Source organism: Nocardioides antri, assembly GCF_008373765.1.
Classification (GTDB): Bacteria; Actinomycetota; Actinomycetes; order Propionibacteriales; family Nocardioidaceae; genus Nocardioides; species Nocardioides antri.
Genome location: NZ_VUJW01000003.1, coordinates 233552 through 255507, shown reverse-complemented (window position 1 = coordinate 255507; position 21956 = coordinate 233552). Strand labels below are relative to the sequence as shown.

Below are 21956 nucleotides of genomic sequence, written 5' to 3'. Positions count from 1 at the left end.
CCGAGCCGGCTCATCCCAGGATGAGCCGGCTCGGCGCATTTTTCGTGCCGGGGACGAGCCGCCCTCGGGCGGCGTTTGCGCGTGGGCGGCAGGATCGGGCCATGGGTGACGACTTTCTCGGGGAGTGGCACGCCTGGCGCCGCCGGCGCGAGGAGCGGCTGACCGCCCCCGACGGGTTCCTCGCGATCACCGGCCTGCACTGGCTGGGTGCGACGCCGCAGCGGTGCGCCCCCGCACCCGGCGCCTGGTCGGTCGGGGCGGACGGGGTCGTGGTCGAGCTGGACCCGGAGGAGTCGCTCGTCCTCGACGACCGCGAGATCCGCGGTCGCCACGTCGTCGGCCCGGTCGACGAGGTCGGCGTCCGGGCGCGGTCCGGCGACGTGGTCGTCGAGGTCGCGAGCCGCGGCGACGCCGTGCTGCTGCGGCCCCGCGACCCCGCGAACCCGCTCCGGACCCGCCACCGGGCGACCCCGACCTACCCGCCGTCCCCGGACTGGGTGGTGACCGCGCAGTTCAGCCCGTTCGAGGGCGACCGGCCCACCGACGACGCAGTCGGGGAGGTCACCTTCACGATCGCCGACGAGCAGGTACGGCTGGTGGCGTACGACGACGAGGGCGGCCTGTGGCTGGTGTTCGCCGACGGGACGTCGGGGCGAACGACGTACCCCGCCGGCCGCCAGCTCGTCGCCCCGGCTCCGGCCGCCGACGGCACGGTCGTCCTCGACTTCAACCGCACCACGAACCTGCCGTGCGCCTACACGGAGCTCACGACCTGTCCGGTCCCGCTCCCGCAGAACCGGCTCACGGTGCCGATCGAGGCGGGGGAGCAGGACCCGGCGTCCGTCCCGGCCGCGCAGGACTGACACCCCGTCGCGCGGCGGGGGAGGAGCCAGATCCAGCTCGGCACCCCTCGGGACTGGCATGCTGGGGGAATGCTGTGGAGGGTGCGCGCGAACCTGCCGGATCGGCCCGGAAAGCTGGCTTCCCTTTCCCACGAGTGCGGGAGGGCCGGCGTCAACATCGGCGCCGTCCAGGTGTTCAGCAGCCGGGTCCCGGGCACCGCGACGATCGAGCTGGTGATCCGCACACCCGAGGAGTGGCGGGAGGCGGACATCGTCGCCCTGGTCCAACGGTCGAACGGCGACTCCGTCGTCGCGCACCAGGTGGACCACCACGCCCTCGACGACCAGCCCACGCGCTATGTCCGGGCAGCCAAGCAGATCCTCGACCATCCTGCGACCTTCCCGGACGTCGTCGCCCACCTCTTCGACGCGGACGTGGAGCCGACCCACGGGGCGGAGGACGTGCTCGAGATGACCGTCGCGAACGCGGTGATCCAGATCCGGCGGGACACCCCGTTCACCCCGGCGGAGCGCGCCCGCGGCGCTGCGCTCGCCGAGCTGGTCAGCGACGTGCTCAGCCGGGAGTCGCCGTCCGCTCCGGACACCGCGAGCGCCGCCGAGCCGACGTTCGTCCGGGGCGAGGACGAAACCTCGGTGCTGGTGGGAGGCCGGGTGATCGGCCGCGCGTCGTTCACCCGGGGCGCCACCGACGCCGACCCGTGGCCCGTCGACATGTGGGTGGACCCCAGCTGGCAGCGCAGAGGCGTGGGCACCCGGCTGCTCGCCCACATCGCCCGGGCGGCTCGTGCCCGCGGCGCCGAGGAGATCGTACTCACCGCGCCGGCGGACAGCCAGGCGGTGCTCCCGATGGTGCTGTCGGCGGGGTTGCGGGGGCGGATCCGGATGGCCGGGGAGACGGTCATGGTGCGGATCGTGGTGAGCGACCTGCGGGTCTGACACCGACTTCGTGAAAAGTTTCACAAACGCGTGATCGGCGGCTTTCCGCCCCGTAGCGTCGTCCGCGTGGTGACCCCTGCCCTCCTCGCCGATGTCGTCGCGCAGCTCTCCGCGGCGGTCGAGCCCGAAGGCCTGCTGCCGGCCCGCCAGCAGATGGCGCTGTCCCTGGGCTGGCACATCGTCCTGGCCTGCTTCGGCGTGGCGTTCCCCGCGATGATCCTGGTGATGCACCTGCGCGGCATCCGGCGCGACGACCCCGTCGCGCTCGAGCTCGCGAAGCGGTGGGCCAAGACCTCGGCCGTCCTCTTCGCGATCGGAGCGGTCTCCGGCACCGTCCTCAGCTTCGAGATGGGCCTGCTGTGGCCCGGCCTGATGGGGACGTACGGCGACGTGCTCGGCCTGCCGTTCGCGTTCGAGGGGCTCTCGTTCTTCGTCGAGGCGATCTTCCTCGGCATCTACCTCTACGGGTGGGGCCGGATGCCACCGAAGCGGCACGTCCTCATGTTGGTGCCGATGGCGATCGCCGGCGTGGTCGGGACGTTCTGCGTGCTCGCGGTCAACGCCTGGATGAACGCACCGGCGGGGTTCCGCCTCGTCGACGGCGAGGTCACCGACGTGGACCCGTGGGCCGCGATGTTCAACGACCAGGTGTGGCTGCAGTTCGCCCACATGTGGGTCGCCGCCTACATGGTCGTCGGCTTCAGCATCGCGGGCGTCTACGCCGTCGGGATGCTGCGCGGCAGGCGCGACGAGCACCACCGGCTCGGCTTCGTCGTGCCCTTCGCCTTCGCGACCGTCGCCGCCCTGGCCCAGCCCTTCGTCGGGCACCTGCTGGGCGCCGGCCTCGACGAGCGGCAGCCCGCCAAGCTGGCCTCCTTCGAGCTCGCCGAGACCGCGGAGAGCCCGTCGCCGCTGCGGATCGGGGGTGTGTACGTCGACGGCGAGGTCAAGGGCGCGATCGACATCCCGGTCCTGGGGTCGGTCTTCGCGATGAACTCCTTCGACGAGCCCGTGCCCGGTCTCGACGAGATCCCCGAGGACGACCGGCCGCCGGTCAACCTCACGCACTGGGCGTTCCAGTCGATGGTCGGCATCGGCACCCTGCTCGCGGGCAGCGTCGCGCTCTTCTGGTTCCTCCGCTGGCGCGGCCGCGACCTGCTGGAGAAGCGGTGGTTCCTGCGGTTCGTGGCGGTGAGCGGGCCGCTCGCCGTGGTGGCGCTCGAGTCGGGGTGGATCGCGACAGAGGTCGGCCGCCAGCCGTGGATCGTCTACGGCTACATGCGCACGACCGAGGCCGCCGGCGACTACTCGGGCCTGTGGTGGCTGCTCGGCAGCACCGTCGTGGTCTACGCCGCGATGACGGCCGGTGCGGTCGTCGTACTCCGCTCCATGGCGCGACGCTGGCGGGCGGGCGAGTCCGACCTGCCGAGCCCCTACGCACCCGAGACCGTGGGGGAGCGGTCATGAGCGTCGAGGTCGCCGTCGCGGCGGCGCTCATCGTCGGCGTCGTGGCGTACGCCGTGCTCGGCGGCGCCGACTTCGGGTCCGGGTTCTTCGACCTGACTGCCGGCAGCGGCCGTCGCGGTGCCGAGCTGCGGACGCTCGTCGACCACAGCATCGGACCGGTCTGGGAGGCCAACCACGTCTGGCTGATCTATGTCCTGGTGATCTGGTGGACGGCGTTCCCGGAGACGTTCGCGGCGGCGATGACCACCCTGGTCCTGCCGCTCCTGCTCGCCCTGCTGGGCATCGTGCTGCGCGGGGCGAGCTTCGCCTTCCGCAAGTACTCCGCCACCCTCGGCCAGGCCCGCCTCTTCGGCGTCACGTTCGCCGCCTCGTCGATCCTCACGCCGTTCTTCCTCGGGACCGTCGCGGGCGCGCTCGCGTCCGGCCGGGTGCCGGCCGACGGGACCGGCGACCGATGGTCGTCGTGGCTCAACCCGACCTCGCTCTTCGGCGGCGTGATCGCCGTCGGCACCTGCGCGTTCCTCGCCGGCGTCTTCCTGGCCGCGGACGCGGCGCGCAGCGGGCAGGGCCGGCTGGCGGAGGACCTGCGGCTCCGCGCCCTCGCCGTCGGCGTCGTCACCGGCGCCGTCGTGTTCGCCGCCCTCGGCCCGATCATGGACGACGCCCCGACCCTGAGCGACGGCCTCACCGGCCGCGCCGCGCCGCTGGTCGTGCTCTCCGCCGTCGCAGGCGTCGCGACCCTCTGGCTGCTGTGGACCCGCCGCTACGCCTGGGCCCGGCTCCCCGCAGCCGTGGCAGTGGCTGCGGTGGTGTCCGGCTGGGGCGTGGGCCAGTACCCCTGGCTGCTCGTCGACGAGGTCACCATCGCCGAGGGGGCCGGCGCCCCGGCGACGCTGCAGGCGCTGCTGGTCGCCGTAGGGCTGGCGGTGGTGGTCGTGCTCCCGCCGCTGGCCTACCTGCTGCGGCTCACCCAGAGCGAGGAGTGGTCGCGCCACTGACGAGGCGCGCGTCGTACGGCGGCGTCGGCCCTGTCGTCGGCTGGCGGCCCGACTTGGCCGACGAAACTGTCGCTTGGCCGATGAAACTTCGTACTCCCAGCGACAGTTTCACCGGCCGGCCGGTGAAACTGTCTCCCGCCCCACCTCAGGACGTCAGCGACCGGTCCGGCGGGTGGTTCCCGAGCCGCCAACCCCCGAGCGGCAGGTCGATCGCGGCCTGCGGGCCCCAGGACCCCTGCGGGTAGGACAGGGGAGCGGGCCGGCGGTCGAGGACGGGCTGGCAGATCTCCCACAGCCGCTCGACCTCGTGGGAGCTGATGAACAGCGTCCGGTCGCCGCGCATCACGTCCAGCAGCAGTCGCTCGTAGGCCTCGAGCGGGTCGGAGTCCGGCACGTCGCACACCAGGTCGAGCCGGAAGACGCCTTCGACGATGTCCATGTCGGGGCCCGGCCGCTTCGCCCGGACGTCGATGGCGATCCGCGGCTGGTCGGCGAGCTCGATGACCAGCTCGTTGGGCGCGGGCATCCCCTGGTCGGCGGGCTTGAGCCACCGGTGGCGCGGGTCGGAGAAGCGGACGGTGATGGTCCGCCGCCCCTCGGCCATCGCCTTGCCCGTGCGCAGGTAGAACGGCACGTCGCGCCACCGGTCGTTGTCGATCCACATCTCGATGGCGACGAGGGTCTCGACGTCGGAGTCGGGAGCGACGTCCGGCTCGTCGCGGTAGCCGTCGTACTGACCGAAGACGACGCGGTCGGGGTCGAGCGGTCGCACCGCGGCGAACACGGCTGCCTTCGCCGCCCGCAGCGCGGACTCGCGGTAGGCGTGCGGGTCCTCGAGCGCCACGAATCCGAGCAGCTGGCAGAGGTGGGTGGTGACCATGTCGCGCAGGCACCCGGTGCCCTCGTAGAAGCTGCCGCGGCCCTCGACGGTGAGCTTCTCCGGCACGTCGATCTGCACCGACTCGATGGTGTGCCGGTTCCACGCCGGCTCGAAGAGCCCGTTGGCGAAGCGGAGCGCCAGGATGTTCTGCACCGCCTCCTTGCCGAGGAAGTGGTCGATCCGGAAGATCTGCGCCTCCTCGAACGCGTTGCGCAGCACCACGTCGAGCGCGCGGGCGGTCGCGAAGTCGGTGCCGAAGGGCTTCTCGGCGACCAACCGCGAGCGGTCCACCAGGTCCACCTTCGCGAGCATCTGGACCATGCCCTGCACGGCCGACGGCGGCACCGACAGGTAGAGCAGCCGTCGTACGTCGGACAGCAGGCAGCCTGCTTCCTCGAGGAGCCGGTCCTCGGCGTCCCGCACCGCCTCGGCCAGCGCCGTGCCGTCGTCGGCCGACGACGTGACGAACGTGATCCGCTCCACCAGCGGGCCGGCCACCGACTCGTCGACGTCCTTGACGAACTCCGTGAGCGCGGACCGGACCTGGTTGCGGAACTCCTCCTCGGTGCCGGGAGACCGGCGGCCGCTGCCGATCACCGCGAGGTGCCGCGGTAGCCGTCCGGCCGCCGCCAGCCGGTAGAGGCCGGGGAACAGCTTGCGGGACGCGAGGTCGCCGGTCGCGCCGAAGAGGACCAGCACGTGCGGGGGCAGGTCAGGGGTCACAGGAACCAGCGTGACCGATTCGGTCAAGCCACGCTACGGCCCGTAGGATTCCGTCATGGAGGTCCCCGAGAAGTTCGCGCCCCTCGGTCTCACCTACGACGACGTCCTGCTGCTGCCGGGTCATTCCGACCTGGCCCCTGACGAGATCGACACGACCACGCGCCTGACGCGGGAGATCAGCCTGCGGGCACCGCTCGTCAGCGCCGCGATGGACACCGTCACCGAGTCGCGGATGGCGATCGCGATGGCCCGCCAGGGCGGCATCGGCATCCTGCACCGCAACCTCTCCGCCGAGGAGCAGGCCTACCAGGTCGACCTCGTGAAGCGGACCCAGACCGGCATCATCTCCAACCCGGTCACCATCGGTCCCGACGCGACGCTGGAGGACCTCGACCGGATCTGCGGCGAGTACCGCGTCTCCGGGCTGCCGGTCGTCGACTCCACCAACCGTCTGCTCGGCATCTGCACCAACCGCGACCTGCGGTTCACCCCCGTCGCGGAGTGGGCCACCACCAAGGTCGACGAGGTGATGACCCCGATGCCGCTGGTCACCGGCGCGGTCGGCATCAGCCGTGACGAGGCGACCGCGCTGCTGCGCAAGCACAAGCGCGAGCGCCTCCCCCTCGTCGACAGCCAGGGCCGGCTGGGCGGGCTGATCACGGTCAAGGACTTCGTGAAGTCCGAGCAGTTCCCCAACGCCTCCAAGGACGCGAGCGGCCGGCTCATGGTCGGTGCCGCGATCGGCTACTTCGGCGACGCCTGGGACCGGGCGACCGGGCTCATCGAGGCCGGTGTCGACGTGCTCGTGGCCGACACCGCCCACGGCAACGTGAAGATGCTGCTCGACATGGTGCAGCGGCTCAAGTCCGACCCGGGTACCCGCCACGTCCAGGTCATCGGCGGCAACGTCGCGACCAAGGAGGGCGCCGAGGCGTTCATCGACGCGGGCGCGGACGGGATCAAGGTCGGCGTCGGCCCCGGCTCGATCTGCACGACGCGCGTCGTCACCGGTGTCGGCGTCCCGCAGATCACGGCCGTCTACGAGGCATCCCTCGCCGCCAAGCCGGCCGGCGTCCCGGTCATCGCCGACGGCGGCATGAAGCACTCCGGTGAGATCGCCAAGGCGATCGTCGCCGGCGCCGACGCCGTCATGGTGGGCTCGATGCTCGCGGGCTGCGAGGAGGCGCCCGGCGAGGTGGTCTTCCACCAGGGCAAGCAGTACAAGTCCTACCGCGGCATGGGCTCGCTCGGCGCGATGTCCTCGCGCGGCAAGAAGTCCTACTCCAAGGACCGCTACTTCCAGGCCGAGATCGCCAGCGACGACAAGATCGTCCCCGAGGGTGTCGAGGGCCGGGTCGCCTACAAGGGGCCGCTGGCCAGCGTCGCCCACCAGCTGCTCGGCGGCCTCAACCAGTCGATGTTCTACATCGGCGCGCGGACCATCCCGGAGCTGCAGGAGAAGGGCCGGTTCGTCCGGATCACCTCCGCCTCGCTCACCGAGAGCCACCCCCACGGGGTCGAGATGACCGTCGAGGCGCCCAACTACTCCGGCCGCTGACCTCGACTAGGGGTCGCCCGCGCGGGGGAGGCCGTTCCACAGCAGCCTCGTGGCTGCGTCGACGACCTCGTCGAACGGCGTGTCCGGGTGGAGGGCCCACCACTGGGCAAGGCCGTCGGCGGCGCCGCTGACGACGGCGACGATGACCGGCAGGCTGGTGGAGGCGAGGTCGACGCCGACCCGGGCGAGGTCGGCCGACACCATGCCGCTGATCGCGTTCGCCCGATCGTCGAGGTAGCCCCGGACAACCTCGTCCAGCTCGGCGTCGCCGGAGGGGATCGGGTCGAGCAGGAGCCGGCGCGCCGCCGGGTGGTCGCGGGTGAAGCGGAGGTACGACGCCAGCGTCGCCCGCACCCGGTCGCGCGGACCGCCCTCGCTGGTGATGCCGCGCGCGATCTCGGTGAGCATCAGCTCGTGCTGGGTAGCCAGCACGTGCAGGAACAGCGCTCGCTTGTCGGGGAAGTGGTCGTAGAGCACTGTCCGGGTCACCCCGGCCGCGGCCGCGATCTCCCCGATCGCGGTGGCGTCGTACCCCCGGTGGGCGAACGCGACCACGGCGGCCGCCTCGATGCGCGCGCGGCGCTCGGCTCCGCGCAGGCGCCGCCGCGGCGGGTTGACGGGGACGTCGGTCTTGGACACAATCCCAACTCTAACCGACACCAGTGTCGGTTAGAGAGAGGTGGGTGGCATGGGGTCGCTTTCTCGTCGCAGCGTCCTGCGCGGGTCCGGAATCGCCGCGGGGGCACTGGCTGTCGGCCCGCTGTCGCCCGCCCTCGCGGTGCGACGGCGCCGGGTCGCCGTCCTGGGCGGTGGCATGGCCGGTCTGGCCGCCGCGCACGAGCTGGTCGAGCGTGGCTTCGAGGTCACGGTCTACGAGCGCAAGGCTCTCGGCGGCAAGGCGCGGAGCATCCCGGTGCGCGGCACGGCAGCCGGCGGCCGGCGGGACCTCCCGGGCGAGCACGGGTTCCGGTTCTTCCCGGGCTTCTACCACCACATCCCGGACACGATGCGGCGCATTCCGTTCGGCGCCAACGAGAACGGCGTCTTCGACAACCTGGTCCCCGCGCCGGTCCCGTTGTTCCCGCGCTCCGGCGGGCGCGACGACATGCAGCTGTTCGGGTTCGCTCCCGATCCTCGCCACCTGGCCTCGCCCGACGCGCTGATCCGCCTGATCCGCGACGAGTGGCTCGGCCGACAGGCCGTCATGCCCCACGAGGCGGCGTACTTCGCATCCCGGCTGGTCGTCTACCTCTCCAGCTGTGACGAGCGCCGGATGGGGCAGTGGGAGAAGACGTCCTGGTGGGACTTCGTCCGCGCCGAGAAGCACTCCGCCGAGTACCAGACCGTCGCCGCCCGCGGGATGACCCGGGCGCTCGTCGCTGCCAAGGAGGAGGTCGCCAGCACCCGCACGATCGGCAACATGGCGGAGGCGTTCATGTACGCCCTCGCCGGCGTCGGCACGGAGGGGCACGCCGACATGGTCCTCAACGGCCCGACCAACGAGGTGTGGATCGACCCGTGGCTACAGCTGTTGCGCAGCAAGGGCGTGCGGTTCCGCACCGGTACGACGGTCGTCGGGCTCGACGTCGCGAACGGGCGGATCACCGGTGCGCGGGCCACCACCCCCAACGGCCCGACCACGATCGAGGCCGACTGGTTCGTGTCCGCGATGCCCGTCGAGCGGGTCACGCCCCTGTTGTCGGCCCGCGTGCTCCGCGCCGCCCCGAGGCTCGAGGGCCTGAAGAGCCTCGTCGTCGACTGGATGAACGGCGTCCAGTTCTACCTGAGGCGCCCGGTCGACATCACCCACGGCCACGTCGCGTTCATCGACTCGCCGTGGTCGCTGACCGCGCTGACCCAGGGCCAGTTCTGGACCAACGACTTCCCGGCGACGTACGGCGACGGCAGGGCGGTCGACTGCCTCTCGGTCGACGTCTCCGACTGGACGACCCCCGGCATCCTGTTCGGCAAGCCGGCCAAGCGGTGCACCAAGGCCGAGGTGCGGGCCGAGGTCTGGGCGCAGATGAAGGCCGCCCTCGAGGACACCGGGGCGTCGGTCCTGCCCGACGACGTCCTGCACTCGTGGTTCCTCGACCCGGCCATCCAGTGGGACCCGGCCCGGCGCGCCAACACCAACGACGAGCCGCTCCTCATCAACACCGTCGACTCGTGGAAGCTGCGCCCGCGCGCCCGGACGGGGATCAGCAACCTGTTCCTCTCCGGCGACTTCTGCCGCACCAACGTCGACCTGGCCACGATGGAGGGCGCCAACGAGTCCGGCCGTCAGGCCGCCAACGCGATCCTCGACGAGTCCGGGGCCAGGGGCACGCCGGCCCCGATCTACAAGATGCACCGGCCGCCGGAGTGGGAGGCGCTGAAGGTCGCCGACAAGGCGCTCTACCGGCTCGGGCGCAAGAACGCGTTCGACATCGGGTGACCCGTCAGAGGTAGAGACCGGCGCCCGCGGACGGCTTGTCGTCCGGCGGTGGCGTGGCCGGGAGGTCCTGCCAGCGGAGCATCCGGATCTCCTCGGGCGTGGTCGCACCCGAGCCGACGATCCGCTGCGCCTGGCGCGCCACGGTCTCCTCGAAGACGTTGCGCACGAACCGCCCGTTGCCGAACCCCTCAGGCCGGGGCCGCGGGAACAGCTGCCGGAGCTGCTGGATGACGTACTCGTCGAGGTCGTAGCCCGCCCGGACGCGCAGCAGCTCGAAGATCGCGACCAGCTCGTCGTCGTCGTAGTCGGCGAAGCCGATCGTGGTCGGGAAGCGGGAGGCCAGACCGGTGTTGACGGTCAGGAACCGGTGCATCTCGCGGGGGTAGCCGGCCGCGATCACCACCACCTCGTCGCGCCGGTCCTCCATCAGCTTGAGCAGGGTGGAGATCGCCTCGTGGCCGAAGTCGCGGTCGGAGTCCGGCGGGACCAGCGCATAGGCCTCGTCGACGAACAGGACACCGCCGGAGGCCCGGTTGAAGGCCGCGGTGGTGCGCGGCGCGGTCTGGCCGATGAACTCACCGACCAGGTCCTGCCTGCTGACCTCGACCAGGTGACCATTGTCGAGCACGCCGAGCTGGGCGTACACCCGCGCCAGCAGCCGCGCCACCGTCGTCTTCGCAGTGCCGGGATTGCCGAGGAACACCATGTGGCGCGAGCGGTCCGACGCCGGCATGCCGATCTCCCGGCGCAACTGCTCGGCCTTCACCTCGGCGACCAGTCGTTGCACCTGCTCCTTGACCGCCTGGAGGCCGATCAGGTCGGTCAGCTCGCCCATCGGGTCGCCGATCTCGACCGGCGGGGGAGACGCGGCGGCGGCGTCGTACTCGCCTTCACGCAGGCGCTCCCCCTCGCCCGGTCCGGTCAGGTCGGTCGGTCCGACCGGAGACACGATCGGCGAGCGCGCCTGGAGCCGGGAGGCGAACGGGTTGCGCACCGTCGGTGCCGGCCGGAAGATCGCGCGCACGTCGTCCCAGAAGCCGATCCGGTCGGGGCAGCCCGTGTTGGCGTCGGGATTGGCGAGCCGGACGTTGAAGTAGGCGACGTGGGTCGCCATCGCCATCCAGATCCGCGCGGCGTCGATCTCGCCCTGGACCATCGACCGCGCGATCCAGCCGCGGGTGTCGCCCAGCCAGTCGACGGAGTCGAAGCCAGGCCGCTGTCGCTCCATCTCGGCGCGGACCTCCTGGAACCTCGCCGGGCCGAGCACCGCGCTCAACGCCGCGGGCAGCTCGTCGATGCCGTCGTACAGGGCCATGGAGGCGATCAGCCCCTCCGCGGTCTGCCCGCGGCTGACCCGGTCGGTGAGGTGGGCGTGCGCCGCGTCGAACCCGTGGAGGCCCCAGGCGAGCAGCGAGGTCCAGCCCCGGAGCTCCGGCAGCGCGGCGGCGTCCTCGTCGGTCACCAGCGCGTGGTCCTGCTGCCAGCGAGCGTCGAGCTCGGCCCAGGAGGCACCTTGGATCGCGGCAACGAGCGCCTCGTCGGCCAGCGTCCGTCGCAGCACCCGCGCGGCTGCGACCGCGCGCTCGCGATGCGTCGGCGCCTGCGCGAGGAGGTCACAGACGGCGATCGAGACCTCCAACGCGTCCGGCACCGCGGACCGGTCGACCGCCCTCGCGTCGTAGGCGAGGTCGAGCAGCCAGTCCCACCTGCGGGTCGCGAAGGTCCGCACGCTGCTCGGCGGGAGGGTCTCCCCCGGGAGGTACCACGGCTCGAGCAGGGTCTGCCCCAGCTGGGTGTACGAGCCGACGAAGATCGGCGCCGGCGTCGGGAGGTAGGTGATCGCCGTCCAGAGGAAGGGGAGGGTGCGGGGCAGACCCGGTGCGTACGGCGACGACATCTCGCCCACCTGGGCCGGGCCGAGTCGCTCGACCAGCCGTCGCAGCTCCTGCTGGGTGTCCTGGAGCCAACCGTCCGGGACGACCCACGGATCGGAGGTGCCGACCACGTCGATGAACTCGGCGGCGCCGAGCAGCGGTGCGAGGTGGTCGGGAAGGACGAGGCCGGTCATGGTCGTCCGAGTGTGCCCGGGGAGCCGATCGTGAATCCAGCGAATCGTCCGGATCAGCGAACCGGCGGGTCACGCCCTAGAATCGCGCGGTGACCGACATCGAGATCGGCCGGGCCAAGCGCGCCCGCCACGCCTACTCCTTCGACGACATCGCGATCGTGCCGTCCCGACGCACCCGCGACCCCGAGGAGGTCAGCGTCGACTGGCAGATCGACGCCTACCGGTTCTCGCTGCCGATCCTCGCCGCGCCGATGGACTCGGTCATGTCGCCGGCGACGGCCATCGCGTTCGGGAAGTTCGGCGGCCTCGGCGTGCTCAACCTCGAGGGCATCTGGACCCGCTACAGCGACCCCGAGCCGCTGCTCGAGGAGGTCGCCGGCCTCCAGGGAGACGCCGCGACCCGGCGGCTGCAGGAGATCTACACCGAGCCGATCAAGCCCGAGCTGATCACCGAGCGGCTGCGGCAGGTCCGCGAGGCCGGCGTGACCGTCGCCGGCTCGCTGTCCCCGCAGCGCACCAAGGAGTTCGCCAAGGTCGTCACCGACGCGGGCGTGGACCTGTTCGTGATCCGCGGCACCACGGTCAGCGCGGAGCACGTCTCGAGCCAGTCCGAGCCGCTCAACCTCAAGGAGTTCATCTACGAGCTCGACGTGCCGGTGATCGTGGGTGGCTGCGCCACCCACCAGGCCGCACTGCACCTGATGCGCACCGGAGCGGCCGGCGTGCTCGTCGGCTTCGGCGGTGGTGCTGCGCACACGACCCGCACCGTGCTCGGCGTCGCCGTACCCATGGCGTCGGCGGTGGCCGACGTGGCCGCCGCCCGTCGCGACTACCTCGACGAGTCCGGCGGCCGCTACGTCCACGTGATCGCGGACGGCTCGATCGGCCGCTCCGGCGACATCGCCAAGGCCGTCGCGTGCGGTGCCGACGCGGTCATGGTCGGCTCGCCGTTCGCCCGAGCGACCGACGCGCCCGGTCGCGGCTTCCACTGGGGAACCGAGGCCCACCACCCCGAGCTGCCGCGCGGCCAGCGCGTGCAGTTCGAGCAGATCGGCACGATCGAGGAGATCCTCTTCGGCCCCAGCCGGGTCGCCGACGGCACCATGAACCTGGTCGGCGCGCTCAAGCGCTCGATGGCCACCACCGGCTACACCGATCTCAAGGAGTTCCAGCGGATCGAGGTCGTCGTCGAGTGACCGCGGGCCCGGCCGCCGAGGACGTCGCGCTGCGGATGGGCAGCGCCCGCGGACGGTGGGTGCTGCTCACGACGGTGCTGGGCTCCGGCCTGGCGATGCTCGACGCGACCGTCGTCAACGTCGCGCTGGGCCGGATCGGGGAGGACCTCGATGCCGGGTTCGACGGGCTGCAGTGGACGATCAACGCCTACACCCTGACGCTAGCCGCGCTGATCCTGCTGGGCGGGTCGCTCGGTGACCGGTTCGGGCGCCGGCGGATCTTCCTGATCGGCGTGGTGTGGTTCGCCCTCGCCTCGCTGCTCTGCGGGATCGCCCCCGACATCGGCACGCTCATCGCGGCGCGCGGCCTCCAGGGCATCGGCGGCGCGCTGCTGACCCCGGGCAGCCTGGCGATCATCGCGGCGTCCTTCCACAGCGAGGACCGGTCGGCAGCGGTCGGCGCCTGGTCAGGACTGGGCGGGATCGCAGCCGCCATCGGCCCGCTCGTCGGCGGGTGGCTGGTCGAGCTGAACTGGCGCCTGGTGTTCCTCGTCAACGTCCCGGTCGCGGTCGTGATCCTCGTGATCGCCGTGCGCCACGTGCCGGAGAGCAAGGACCCGGAAGCGGTCGCCCGGCTGGACCTGACCGGCACCGCGCTCGCCGTGGTCGGCCTCGGCGCCCTCACCTTCGCGCTCACCCGGGCCGGCGAGGCGGGCTTCAACGGCTCGGTCCTGACCACCGTCGGCGCGGGGCTCGCGTGCCTGGTGGCGTTTGTCGTGGTCGAGGCGCGCTCGTCGCACCCGCTGGTGCCGCTCGGGCTGTTCCGCAACACGCAGTTCAGCGCGGCGAACGCGGTGACCCTCCTCGTGTACGCCGCGCTCGGCGTCATCTTCGTGCTGCTGGTGCTGCAGCTCCAGGTGGTGGCCGGGTGGTCGCCGATCGTCGCGGGGTCGTCGATGCTGCCGGTCACCGTGCTGATGCTGCTCTTCTCGTCACGCGCGGGCGCGCTGGCGCAGCGGATCGGGCCGCGGCTCCCGATGACGCTGGGGCCGGTGCTGTCCGCCGCAGGGGTCCTCTGGATGGGCGCGATCACGGCCGGGGCGTCGTACTTCTTCGACGTGCTGCCGCCGGTCCTGCTCTTCGGCGCCGGCCTCTCCCTGATGGTCGCGCCGCTGACCGCCACCGTCCTCGACGCTGCCGAGGACCGGCACGCCGGCATCGCGTCCGGGGTCAACAACGCGGTCGCCCGCACCGCCGGCCTGCTGGCCGTCGCCGTCATCCCGGTCGCGGCGGGCATCGCCGGGGCCGACTACACCGACGCCGCCGCGTTCGACGCGGGCTTCGGCCGGGCCATGCTGATCAGCGCCGGCCTGCTGCTGGTCGGCGCCGCGCTCGCGGCCGCCTTCATCCGGAAGCCGCTCGCCGCGGCCGAGGAGTCGGCAGGGGACGCCGGCCGGGTCCACATCGAGGAGTGCACCCACTGCGGGGTCTCCGGCCCCCAGCTGCACCCTGCGTGCCGCTCGCCGGAGTGAGGCTCAGCCCGCCGCTGATCCCGCCAGGGGACCGGCCCCGATGAGGGTCACGGCCGGAGGCCCTCCAGGAGGAGGGTGGTCGTCCGTTCGACCCAGGCGTCGCCCAGCTCCTCGGGACCGAGGAGCACGCCGAGCAGCACCGCGCCGAGCAGCAGCCGGAGCAGGTCCTCCGGGCGGGCGCCGGGCCTGGCCTCGCCCGCCTCGGCCGCGCGCCGGAGGCGGTCGCCGACCGCGTCGAACGCGACGCTCCAGCGCGCGACCAGCGCCGTGTGCAGGGCGGGGTGGGTGGAGAACTCGGCCAGCAGGCCGGCCAGGGCCGCCGCGGCGACCGGCGTCGTGAGGGCGTCCCGCGTGCCGGCGACGATGCCGGCCAGGTCGGTGCGGAGGTCGGACTCCAGCCGAACGTCGACCACCAGCTCGTCGGGGAAGGCCGCCTCGTAGACGAGATGGGCGAGCGAGGGCCACCGCCGGTAGAGCGCGGCCTTCGTCGTACCTGCGCGTCCGGCGACGGCCGCGAGGGTGAGCCGCGCGTAGCCCACCTCGGCGAGCAGGTCGCGGGTGGCCGCCAGTGCCGCCTGCTCGATCCGCGGGTCGCGGGGCCGCCCGGCGCCGCGCGCGGGTTCCTCCGACGAGTTCGCCATGACCTCTTCCTCTATTCCGACACCGAGGGTACCGTAATCGCCAGTTGACAAAGTAGAACACGTTCTAACAGGCTGAATCCGCGGCACGGCGACGGCGCTGTGACCCGCCCAGGAGGACCCGTGAGCTCGTCCCCACCGGCACCGCCGGCCGACATGACCCTGCAGCGCTCGAGCCGCGACCCGGCGATCGTCCGGGAGCGGCTCGAGGAGTGGCTCGCCTCGGTGCTGCCCCCGGGCGCGGACCCGGAGGTCACCCTCCACGAGGGCATCCAGAGCAACGGCATGTCCAGCGAGACGGTGCTGCTCGCCATCACCGCGACCGAGGACGGCGCCCGCGTGACGACGGAGTACGTCGCGCGCGTGGCTCCGGCCGCCGAGGACCTGCCCGTCTTCCCGGAGTACCGCCTCCAGGACCAGTACGACGCCATGCGGCTCGCCGGCGAGCTCGCCGGGATCCCGGTCCCGCCGGTCGGGCTGATCGAGCCGACCGGAGAGGTGCTCGGCACCCCCTTCTTCCTGATGGGGCGACTCGAGGGTGCGGTCCCTCCCGACGTCATGCCCTACACGTTCGGCGACAACTGGCTCTTCGACGCCGCGCCCGAGCAGCAGGCGGCGCTGGAGCGCAACAGCATCGAGGTGCTGGCGAGGCTGCACGGCATCCCCGGCGCGGCCGAGCGGTTCGGGTTCCTCGACCCCGCCGTGAGCGGCCATGCCGGTGCTACCCCGCTGGCGCGCAACCTCGCGAAGACCCGCGCCTGGTACGACTACGCGGTCGCGGCCGCCGAGGGCAGCCCGCGCTCGCCGCTCATCGAGCGCGGCCTCGCCTGGCTCGAGGCCAACCTGCCCGCCGACGCAGCGGGCGATCCCGTGCTGGTGTGGGGCGACTCCCGGATCGGCAACGTGATGTACCAGGACTTCGCGCCCGTCGCCGTCCTCGACTGGGAGATGGCGACGCTCGGCCCGCGCGAGATGGACCTCGCCTGGATGGTCTTCGCGCACGCGGTGTTCCAGGAGATCGCGACCATGCTGGGACTGCCCGGCATGCCGGACTTCCTGACGAGCGAGACCGTCGTGGCGACGTACCAGGAGCTGTCGGGTGTCGAGGTCGGTGACCTCGCCTGGTTCCAGGTCCTCGCCGCGGTCAACTGGGGCATCGTCTTCCTGCGCACCAGCGCCCGGCAGATCCACTTCGGCGAGATCGAGCGGCCGGACGACCCGGAGGCCGTCCTGCACCACCGGCCGCTCTTCGAGCGCCTCCTCGACGAGGTGGGCGCATGACCGGCCACGGCCCCGGAGGTCATGGGGAGTACGTCGGCCTCGGGCCGCTCGACGAGTACCCCATCCACCAGCTGCCGCGTCCCGTCGCCTGGGCCGGCAGCAGCGACCGCAACTTCTACGACCGCTGCTACCTCAACGCGCACGACCGGACCGGCGACCTCTTCCTCATCACCGGTCTCGGCTTCTACCCCAACCTCGGCACGAAGGACGCCTTCGTCCTGCTGCGCCGGGGCGACGAGCAGACGGCGGTGCACCTCGGCGACGCCTGCGACCCGCGCGGGGCGGACCGGATGGAGCAGCGGGTCGGGAGCTACCGGGTCGAGGTCGTCGAGCCGCTGCGGAGGCTCCGGCTGGTGCTGGAGGAGACCGAGGGGATCGCGCTGGACCTCAGCTGGGAGGGCTCCTTCGAGGTGGTCCAGGAGCTGCCGCACGTGATGCGCCAGGGCTCCGGGACGATCCTCGACGCCCAGCGGTTCGCCCAGGTCGGCACCTGGGAGGGCACCATCGCCGTCGACGGCGAGGAGATCGCGGTGACGCCGGACCGCTGGGTCGGCACGCGCGACCGCTCCTGGGGCATCCGGCCGGTCGGCGAGGCGGCGCCGGCGGGCAAGCCCGCGGACCCGGCGTTCGAGGGCATGTGGTGGCTCTACGTGCCGATGCGGTTCGACGACTTCTGCGTCGTGATCATCATCCAGGAGACGCCGGACGGGTTCCGGACGCTCAACGACTGCACCCGGGTCTGGAAGGACGGCCGGGTCGAGCAGCTGGGCTGGCCGCGGGTCGAGGTCCGTTACGTGTCGGGTACCCGGGTGCCGACCAGCGCGACCATCACCTGCCAGACGCCCGAGGGCAAGGAACTGGTGCTCGAGGTGACGTCGAAGCTGCCGGTGCCGATCCACGTCGGCGGCGGCTACGGCGGCGACGCGGACTGGACGCACGGCGTCTGGAAGGGCGCCGGGTTCACCGAGCGGCGCACCTACGACATGACCGACCCCGACGTCGCGGGGCGGGTGATGTTCGGCGTGATCGACCACGTCGGACACGCCGTCGCGCACGGCCCGGGCGCGGACGGCGCGGAGGGCTGGGGCCTCCTCGAGCACGGCGCCATCGGCCGGCACGACCCCAGCGGCTTCGCCGACTGGTTCGACCTCGCTCCCTGACGGAAGGCAACAGATGACTCTCGACCGTGACGCGCTGTTCATCGGCGGCGCGTGGACGAAGCCCGCGACCGACGCCGTGCTCGAGGTGGTCTCGCCCCACTCCGAGGAGGTGGTGGCGCGGGTGCCGGAGGGCAGCGCCGCCGACATCGACGCCGCCGTGGCGGCCGCTCGGCGGGCGTTCGACGAGGGCCCGTGGCCGCGGATGTCGCCGCAGGAGCGGATCGACGTCGTACAGACCTTCTCGGGGCTGTACGCCGCCCGGCTGGCCGACATGGCCGAGCTGATCACGACCGAGATGGGCGCGCCGATCTCGTTCAGCAACCTGGCGCAGTCGCCGGCGCCCTGGATGCAGATCGAGGCGTTCCTCGGCATCGCGCGAGAGTTCCCGTGGGAGTCGACGCGGCCCGGTGTGCTCGGCGCCGACGTGATGGTGCGGCACGAGCCGATCGGTGTGGTGGCGGCGATCCCGCCGTGGAACGTCCCGCAGTTCACCGTGATGTCGAAGCTCGTCCCGGCGCTGCTGGCGGGGTGCACCGTCGTGGTGAAGCCGGCCGCCGAGAGTCCACTCGACTGCTACCTCCTCGCCGAGCTGCTGCAGGAGGCGGGCGTCCCGGAGGGAGTGGTGAGCGTCGTCGCCGCCGGCCGCGAGGTGGGGGAGCACCTGGTCGCGCACCCCGGCGTCGACAAGGTGGCCTTCACCGGGTCGACCGCAGCCGGCCGCAAGATCGGCGCGATCTGCGGCGAGCAGCTCAAGCGCTGCTCGCTCGAGCTCGGCGGGAAGTCCGCCGCGATCGTGCTCGACGACGCCGACCTCACGACGACCCTCGAGGGCCTGAAGTTCATCGGCCTCATGAACTCCGGCCAGGCCTGCGTCGCTCAGACCCGGGTGCTGGTCAGCCGCGACCGGCACGACGCGTTCGCCGCGTCGCTGGCCGAGGCGGTGGCCGGCATGCAGGTGGGCGACCCGATGGACCCCGCCACCGAGATCGGGCCGATGGTCGCGCAGCGGCAGCAGGAGCGGGTCGAGAAGTACATCGCGCTGGGCCAGGAGGAGGGCGCCACCCTGCTCACCGGCGGGCTCGGCCGGCCCGACGGGCTCGACCGCGGCTGGTACGTCCGGCCGACCGTCTTCGCCGGCGTCGACAACCGGATGCGCATCGCCCAGGAGGAGATCTTCGGGCCGGTGCTCTCGGTGATCCCGTACGACGACGTCGACGACGCCGTGCGGATCGCCAACGACTCCGACTACGGACTGGCCGGCACGGTCTGGACGAGCGACCACGACGCGGGTGTCGACGTCGCCCGCCGGGTTCGGACCGGCACCTACGGCATCAACACCTACACGATGGACTTCGCGGCGCCGTTCGGCGGCTACAAGGCGTCGGGGCTCGGCCGGGAGTTCGGACCGGAGGGGCTGGCGCAGTACACCGAGCTCAAGTCCGTGTACCTGAGCCCACCGCCGTCGTGATGATGACGGGCTCCGACGTACGCGCCGGCTCCAGCCGACGCAGCGCAAGGAGCGCGATGTCGTCGGGCGCGCCGTCTCCACGCAACCCGTCCAGGAGCGAGGTCAGGAGGTCGGCGACCGGCGCGTCCCCGTGCACGCGCGCGGCCTCGACCAGTCGCTGCATCCCGACGTCGATGTCCTCGCCGCGACGTTCGACCAGGCCGTCGGTGTAGGCGAGGAGGGTCGAGCCCGTGGGCATCGTGAACGTCGAGGACTCGTACGCCGACGGCCCGACACCGAGCGGCGGCCCGACCGGCATCGGCACGTGCTCGGTGTGGTTGGACGTCACGAGCAGTGGCAGCGGGTGGCCGGCGTTGGCGACGACGACCTCGCCGGTGCGCCAGGTGCCGACGCCGACGACGGCGGTGATGATGTGGCCGTCGGTGGTGATGTCGAACTGGCGGGAGCACTTCTCGAGCGCCTCGGCAGGGGACTTGCCGTCGACCAGGTACGCCCGCAGGGTGAATCGGGCGCGTGCCATCTCGGCGACGGCGTCGACGCCCTTCCCGGAGACGTCCCCGACGACGAAGCCGAACCGGTCCTCGCCGATGTCGATGATGCTGTACCAGTCGCCACCGATCTCGACACCCTCCGCCCCGGCGACGTAGCTGGAGGCGATCTCGAGCTGGGGTATCTGCGGGTTGACGTGCGGCAGGAGCGCCCGTTGCAGACGCAGGAAGACCTCCCGCTGCTCCTCGTAGAGGACGTTGATCCGCTGGTACAGGTCGGTGATCGTCGCCGAGTCCGACTCCACCCGCATCCCGGCGCCGACGAGGCGCCGGGTGACGAGCGCCGTGGCAAGGGTCAGCAGCAGGCCGCCGAGCAGGAGGATCAGCGGAAGTCGTCGGCTCAGCGGGCTGCCGAGGTGCTCGGTCGGCTGGGTCACCAGGGTCAGCACCGTGTCGCCGAAGGGGACCGTCGTCCGGTGGCTGGGCTCCTCCAGCGGCAGGTCCGCCGGATCCACGTTCGTCGTGGTCATGTCGGCCAGACGCGTCCGCTCACCCAGGTAGATGGCGTAGTGGAGCTGTGAGAACGCCGAGTCCCGGTCGACGGAGGCACGGCGGTCGGCGGGGAGGGCTCGCTCGACGTACACGACGAGGCCGGTGATCATGTCCGCGAGCGCGTAGGCGATCCGGATGCGCTTGCCGACGACGACGCGCTCGACCACCGAGGTCTTGCTGTCGGCCGCGCGATCGAGGAGTTCCCGCATCTCTGGGCTGGGTGCCTCGATGCCGGGAGCAGCTCCGACGCCTGCGAGCCGGTCGAACCCGCGGCCGTCACGCTGCCAGAGCGAAGCCGAGACGAAGAGTCCTTCCTTGCCGACGTTGACCGCGAAGGTGCGCCGGAACACCGAGGGGTCGCCGTCCGGGCCGGCCGCCGCCTGCACCTGTAGCGCCGTCGTCAGCGGCTGCTGGATGACGAAGATCGCGGTGGAGAGCACCGCCGCTGCCTGCTCCGTCTGGGTCTGGAGCAGTCGCTCCTCCGTGGACTGGTCGGCTCGGTACGCCGCCCACGCCGAGACAGCCGTCAGCAGCAGGCCGACCAGGCAGGTGATCGCGACCGCCACGACGGGCCTGCTCGGCCGGCCCCTGCCGCCGCGCTTGAAGAACTGAGCCACCTGCGCCCTTCCAGACGACCAAGAAGTAGATGCACCGTAACTGAGCAGGAAGTGGCCGGAGGGCGGTTTGGCCGGATGCGCAGCCGGGGGCAGGGCGACCGCCGTGTCCGACGTGTTCCTCTCGGACCGCTGGGTACCGGTCCGCGCATGAGTCTCCGTGTGCGCCCGGTCGGTGGGGCGATGGGCTGCCTGGTGATGATCGTCGTCTCGATCGTTCTGTCGGTGGCGCTGACCGTTCTGCTCAACCTCCTGCTCCGATGACGGAGGGCGGCGTCGGCGCGGCGTACGACGCGGCGGCCGCGGCCTGGCGCGCTGGACCGGCGCAGATGTATGCCCGGCTGGCCGAGGCGATGGCCGACCATGCACCCGTCGACGTCCGGGGCGCCCGGGTGCTCGATGCCGGTGCCGGCACCGGCGTGGCCGGCGAGGCCCTCCGCCGTCGCGGCGCCCGCTCGGTCGTGGCGGTCGACCTGGCGCCGGGCATGCTCGCAGCCTCGTCCGCGCCGGCAGTGGTCGGCGACCTGATCCGGCTGCCGTTCTGTGCGGGCTCGTTCGAGCTGGCCGCAGCCGCCTTCTCGCTCAACCACTTCGCGGACCCGACGCCGGCGATGGCCGAGCTCCGCCGGGTCGCCGGCGCACTGCTGGCGACGGTCTTCGCGCCGGGGTGGGACCACCCGGCCAAGGAGGCGGTCGACGCCGTCATGGCGCGGCACGGCTTCGCGTGGCCGGAGTGGTACGCCGCGTTCAAGGCCGGGGGAGGGGACGGCGACCCCGGGCCGGCCGAGCTCGAGGCGCTCGCCGGGCGGGCCGGCTACCGAACGGCCGGCGCCCGGGTCGTCGAGGTCGACACCGGCCTCGGCACGCCTGCCGACCTCGTCGACTGGCGCACCGGCATGGCGCACCTGGCCCCGTGGATCGCGACGCTCGCGCCGGACGAGCGGGCCCGGGCGCGGCAGGACGCGGAGGACGCGGTGGCCGGGATGCCGCCCCTCGTGGTGCCGATCGTGGTGCTCAGCGCGACCGGTTGAGGCCCGATCTCGGCGCTTGACACCGAATCTGGATGTGTAAAGCAGCACATCGGCTACCGATCAGTAGCCGGGAGTGACCACACTCAC

17 protein-coding genes are annotated in these 21956 nt (G+C 72.2%); 12 read left to right on the top strand and 5 right to left on the bottom strand.

Features of this window, described 5'->3' with window-relative positions; all coding sequences use genetic code 11:
• Positions 1 to 101 precede the first annotated feature (101 nt).
• The 4 genes from F0U47_RS07345 (at position 102) to F0U47_RS07330 (ending at position 4264) form a co-directional block, all read left to right on the top strand.
• Positions 102 to 863 (top strand): DUF1684 domain-containing protein, encoded by a 762-nt coding sequence (locus F0U47_RS07345; RefSeq protein ID WP_149749668.1) that lies wholly within the window; start codon positions 102 to 104, stop codon positions 861 to 863.
• Positions 864 to 932: 69 nt separating this feature from the next.
• The gene (locus F0U47_RS07340; protein ID WP_149749667.1) at positions 933 to 1799 is read left to right on the top strand and encodes a GNAT family N-acetyltransferase; all 867 of its coding nucleotides are present in this window, start codon (positions 933 to 935) and stop codon (positions 1797 to 1799) included.
• A 66-nt stretch (positions 1800 to 1865) separates the two neighbouring features.
• Entirely contained in the window at positions 1866 to 3266 is a 1401-nt protein-coding gene (locus F0U47_RS07335; RefSeq protein ID WP_246159505.1) for a cytochrome ubiquinol oxidase subunit I, read from the top strand.
• Positions 3263 to 4264, top strand: a complete 1002-nt coding sequence (locus F0U47_RS07330) for a cytochrome d ubiquinol oxidase subunit II (RefSeq protein ID WP_149749666.1) — start codon at positions 3263 to 3265, stop codon at positions 4262 to 4264. The genes F0U47_RS07335 and F0U47_RS07330 overlap by 4 nt, the downstream gene beginning before the upstream one ends.
• Before the next feature lie 145 nt (positions 4265 to 4409).
• Here the strand turns inward: F0U47_RS07330 and zwf are convergent, their stop codons facing one another.
• Positions 4410 to 5867, bottom strand: a complete 1458-nt coding sequence (zwf, locus tag F0U47_RS07325) for a glucose-6-phosphate dehydrogenase (protein ID WP_149749665.1) — start codon at positions 5865 to 5867, stop codon at positions 4410 to 4412.
• A gap of 55 nt (positions 5868 to 5922) precedes the next feature.
• Here zwf and guaB point away from each other — a divergent pair, with 55 nt between their 5' ends.
• Complete coding sequence (gene guaB, locus F0U47_RS07320; RefSeq protein WP_149749664.1) at positions 5923 to 7425, top strand: IMP dehydrogenase; 1503 nt, start codon at positions 5923 to 5925, stop codon at positions 7423 to 7425.
• 6 nt (positions 7426 to 7431) lie between these two features.
• On the opposite strand, the gene F0U47_RS07315 is transcribed toward guaB, so the two are convergent.
• Complete coding sequence (locus F0U47_RS07315) at positions 7432 to 8064, bottom strand: TetR/AcrR family transcriptional regulator (protein WP_188111208.1); 633 nt, start codon at positions 8062 to 8064, stop codon at positions 7432 to 7434.
• Positions 8065 to 8113: 49 nt separating this feature from the next.
• Between F0U47_RS07315 and F0U47_RS07310 the strand changes: the two genes are divergently transcribed.
• A complete protein-coding gene (locus tag F0U47_RS07310) occupies positions 8114 to 9862 on the top strand; it encodes a hydroxysqualene dehydroxylase (protein WP_149749662.1) in 1749 nt (582 codons plus the stop codon).
• A gap of 4 nt (positions 9863 to 9866) precedes the next feature.
• Here F0U47_RS07310 and F0U47_RS07305 read toward each other — a convergent pair whose 3' ends face one another.
• Positions 9867 to 11930 (bottom strand): AAA family ATPase, encoded by a 2064-nt coding sequence (locus F0U47_RS07305; RefSeq protein WP_149749661.1) that lies wholly within the window; start codon positions 11928 to 11930, stop codon positions 9867 to 9869.
• Between the two features lie 89 nt (positions 11931 to 12019).
• Between F0U47_RS07305 and F0U47_RS07300 the strand changes: the two genes are divergently transcribed.
• Together F0U47_RS07300 and F0U47_RS07295 are read left to right on the top strand one after the other, a co-directional pair.
• Positions 12020 to 13126 carry a GuaB3 family IMP dehydrogenase-related protein gene (locus tag F0U47_RS07300; RefSeq protein WP_149749660.1) on the top strand — a complete coding sequence of 369 codons (1107 nt, stop codon included), beginning with the start codon at positions 12020 to 12022 and terminating at the stop codon, positions 13124 to 13126.
• Entirely contained in the window at positions 13123 to 14637 is a 1515-nt protein-coding gene (locus F0U47_RS07295; protein ID WP_246159504.1) for an MFS transporter, read from the top strand. Before F0U47_RS07300 ends, F0U47_RS07295 begins: the two co-directional genes overlap by 4 nt.
• Positions 14638 to 14684: 47 nt before the next feature.
• Here F0U47_RS07295 and F0U47_RS07290 read toward each other — a convergent pair whose 3' ends face one another.
• Positions 14685 to 15278 (bottom strand): TetR/AcrR family transcriptional regulator, encoded by a 594-nt coding sequence (locus F0U47_RS07290; RefSeq protein ID WP_149749659.1) that lies wholly within the window; start codon positions 15276 to 15278, stop codon positions 14685 to 14687.
• Between the two features lie 120 nt (positions 15279 to 15398).
• Here F0U47_RS07290 and F0U47_RS07285 point away from each other — a divergent pair, with 120 nt between their 5' ends.
• Genes F0U47_RS07285 through F0U47_RS07275 form a run of 3 tightly spaced genes read left to right on the top strand, consistent with a single transcriptional unit; the run spans position 15399 to position 19184 of the window.
• On the top strand, positions 15399 to 16556 hold the full coding sequence (locus F0U47_RS07285; protein WP_223162689.1) for a phosphotransferase family protein: 1158 nt from the start codon (positions 15399 to 15401) through the stop codon (positions 16554 to 16556).
• Complete coding sequence (locus F0U47_RS07280; protein WP_149749658.1) at positions 16553 to 17716, top strand: Rv3169 family protein; 1164 nt, start codon at positions 16553 to 16555, stop codon at positions 17714 to 17716. The genes F0U47_RS07285 and F0U47_RS07280 overlap by 4 nt, the downstream gene beginning before the upstream one ends.
• A gap of 13 nt (positions 17717 to 17729) precedes the next feature.
• A complete protein-coding gene (locus tag F0U47_RS07275; RefSeq protein ID WP_149749657.1) occupies positions 17730 to 19184 on the top strand; it encodes an aldehyde dehydrogenase in 1455 nt (484 codons plus the stop codon).
• Here the strand turns inward: F0U47_RS07275 and F0U47_RS07270 are convergent.
• Entirely contained in the window at positions 19150 to 20841 is a 1692-nt protein-coding gene (locus F0U47_RS07270) for a PP2C family protein-serine/threonine phosphatase (protein ID WP_149749656.1), read from the bottom strand. The genes F0U47_RS07275 and F0U47_RS07270 overlap by 35 nt on opposite strands.
• 257 nt (positions 20842 to 21098) lie before the next feature.
• Between F0U47_RS07270 and F0U47_RS07265 the strand changes: the two genes are divergently transcribed.
• Entirely contained in the window at positions 21099 to 21869 is a 771-nt protein-coding gene (locus F0U47_RS07265; protein WP_149749655.1) for a class I SAM-dependent methyltransferase, read from the top strand.
• Positions 21870 to 21956: the final 87 nt, after the last annotated feature.

Coding starts and splice junctions, on each gene's coding strand:
- F0U47_RS07345 (WP_149749668.1), top strand. CDS start 102: ATGGGTGACGACTTTCTCGGGGAGTGGCACGCCTGGCGCCGCCGGCGC.
- F0U47_RS07340 (WP_149749667.1), top strand. CDS start 933: ATGCTGTGGAGGGTGCGCGCGAACCTGCCGGATCGGCCCGGAAAGCTG.
- F0U47_RS07330 (WP_149749666.1), top strand. CDS start 3,263: ATGAGCGTCGAGGTCGCCGTCGCGGCGGCGCTCATCGTCGGCGTCGTG.
- guaB (WP_149749664.1), top strand. CDS start 5,923: ATGGAGGTCCCCGAGAAGTTCGCGCCCCTCGGTCTCACCTACGACGAC.
- F0U47_RS07310 (WP_149749662.1), top strand. CDS start 8,114: ATGGGGTCGCTTTCTCGTCGCAGCGTCCTGCGCGGGTCCGGAATCGCC.
- F0U47_RS07305 (WP_149749661.1), bottom strand. CDS start 11,930: ATGACCGGCCTCGTCCTTCCCGACCACCTCGCACCGCTGCTCGGCGCC.
- F0U47_RS07290 (WP_149749659.1), bottom strand. CDS start 15,278: ATGGCGAACTCGTCGGAGGAACCCGCGCGCGGCGCCGGGCGGCCCCGC.
- F0U47_RS07280 (WP_149749658.1), top strand. CDS start 16,553: ATGACCGGCCACGGCCCCGGAGGTCATGGGGAGTACGTCGGCCTCGGG.
- F0U47_RS07275 (WP_149749657.1), top strand. CDS start 17,730: ATGACTCTCGACCGTGACGCGCTGTTCATCGGCGGCGCGTGGACGAAG.
- F0U47_RS07265 (WP_149749655.1), top strand. CDS start 21,099: ATGACGGAGGGCGGCGTCGGCGCGGCGTACGACGCGGCGGCCGCGGCC.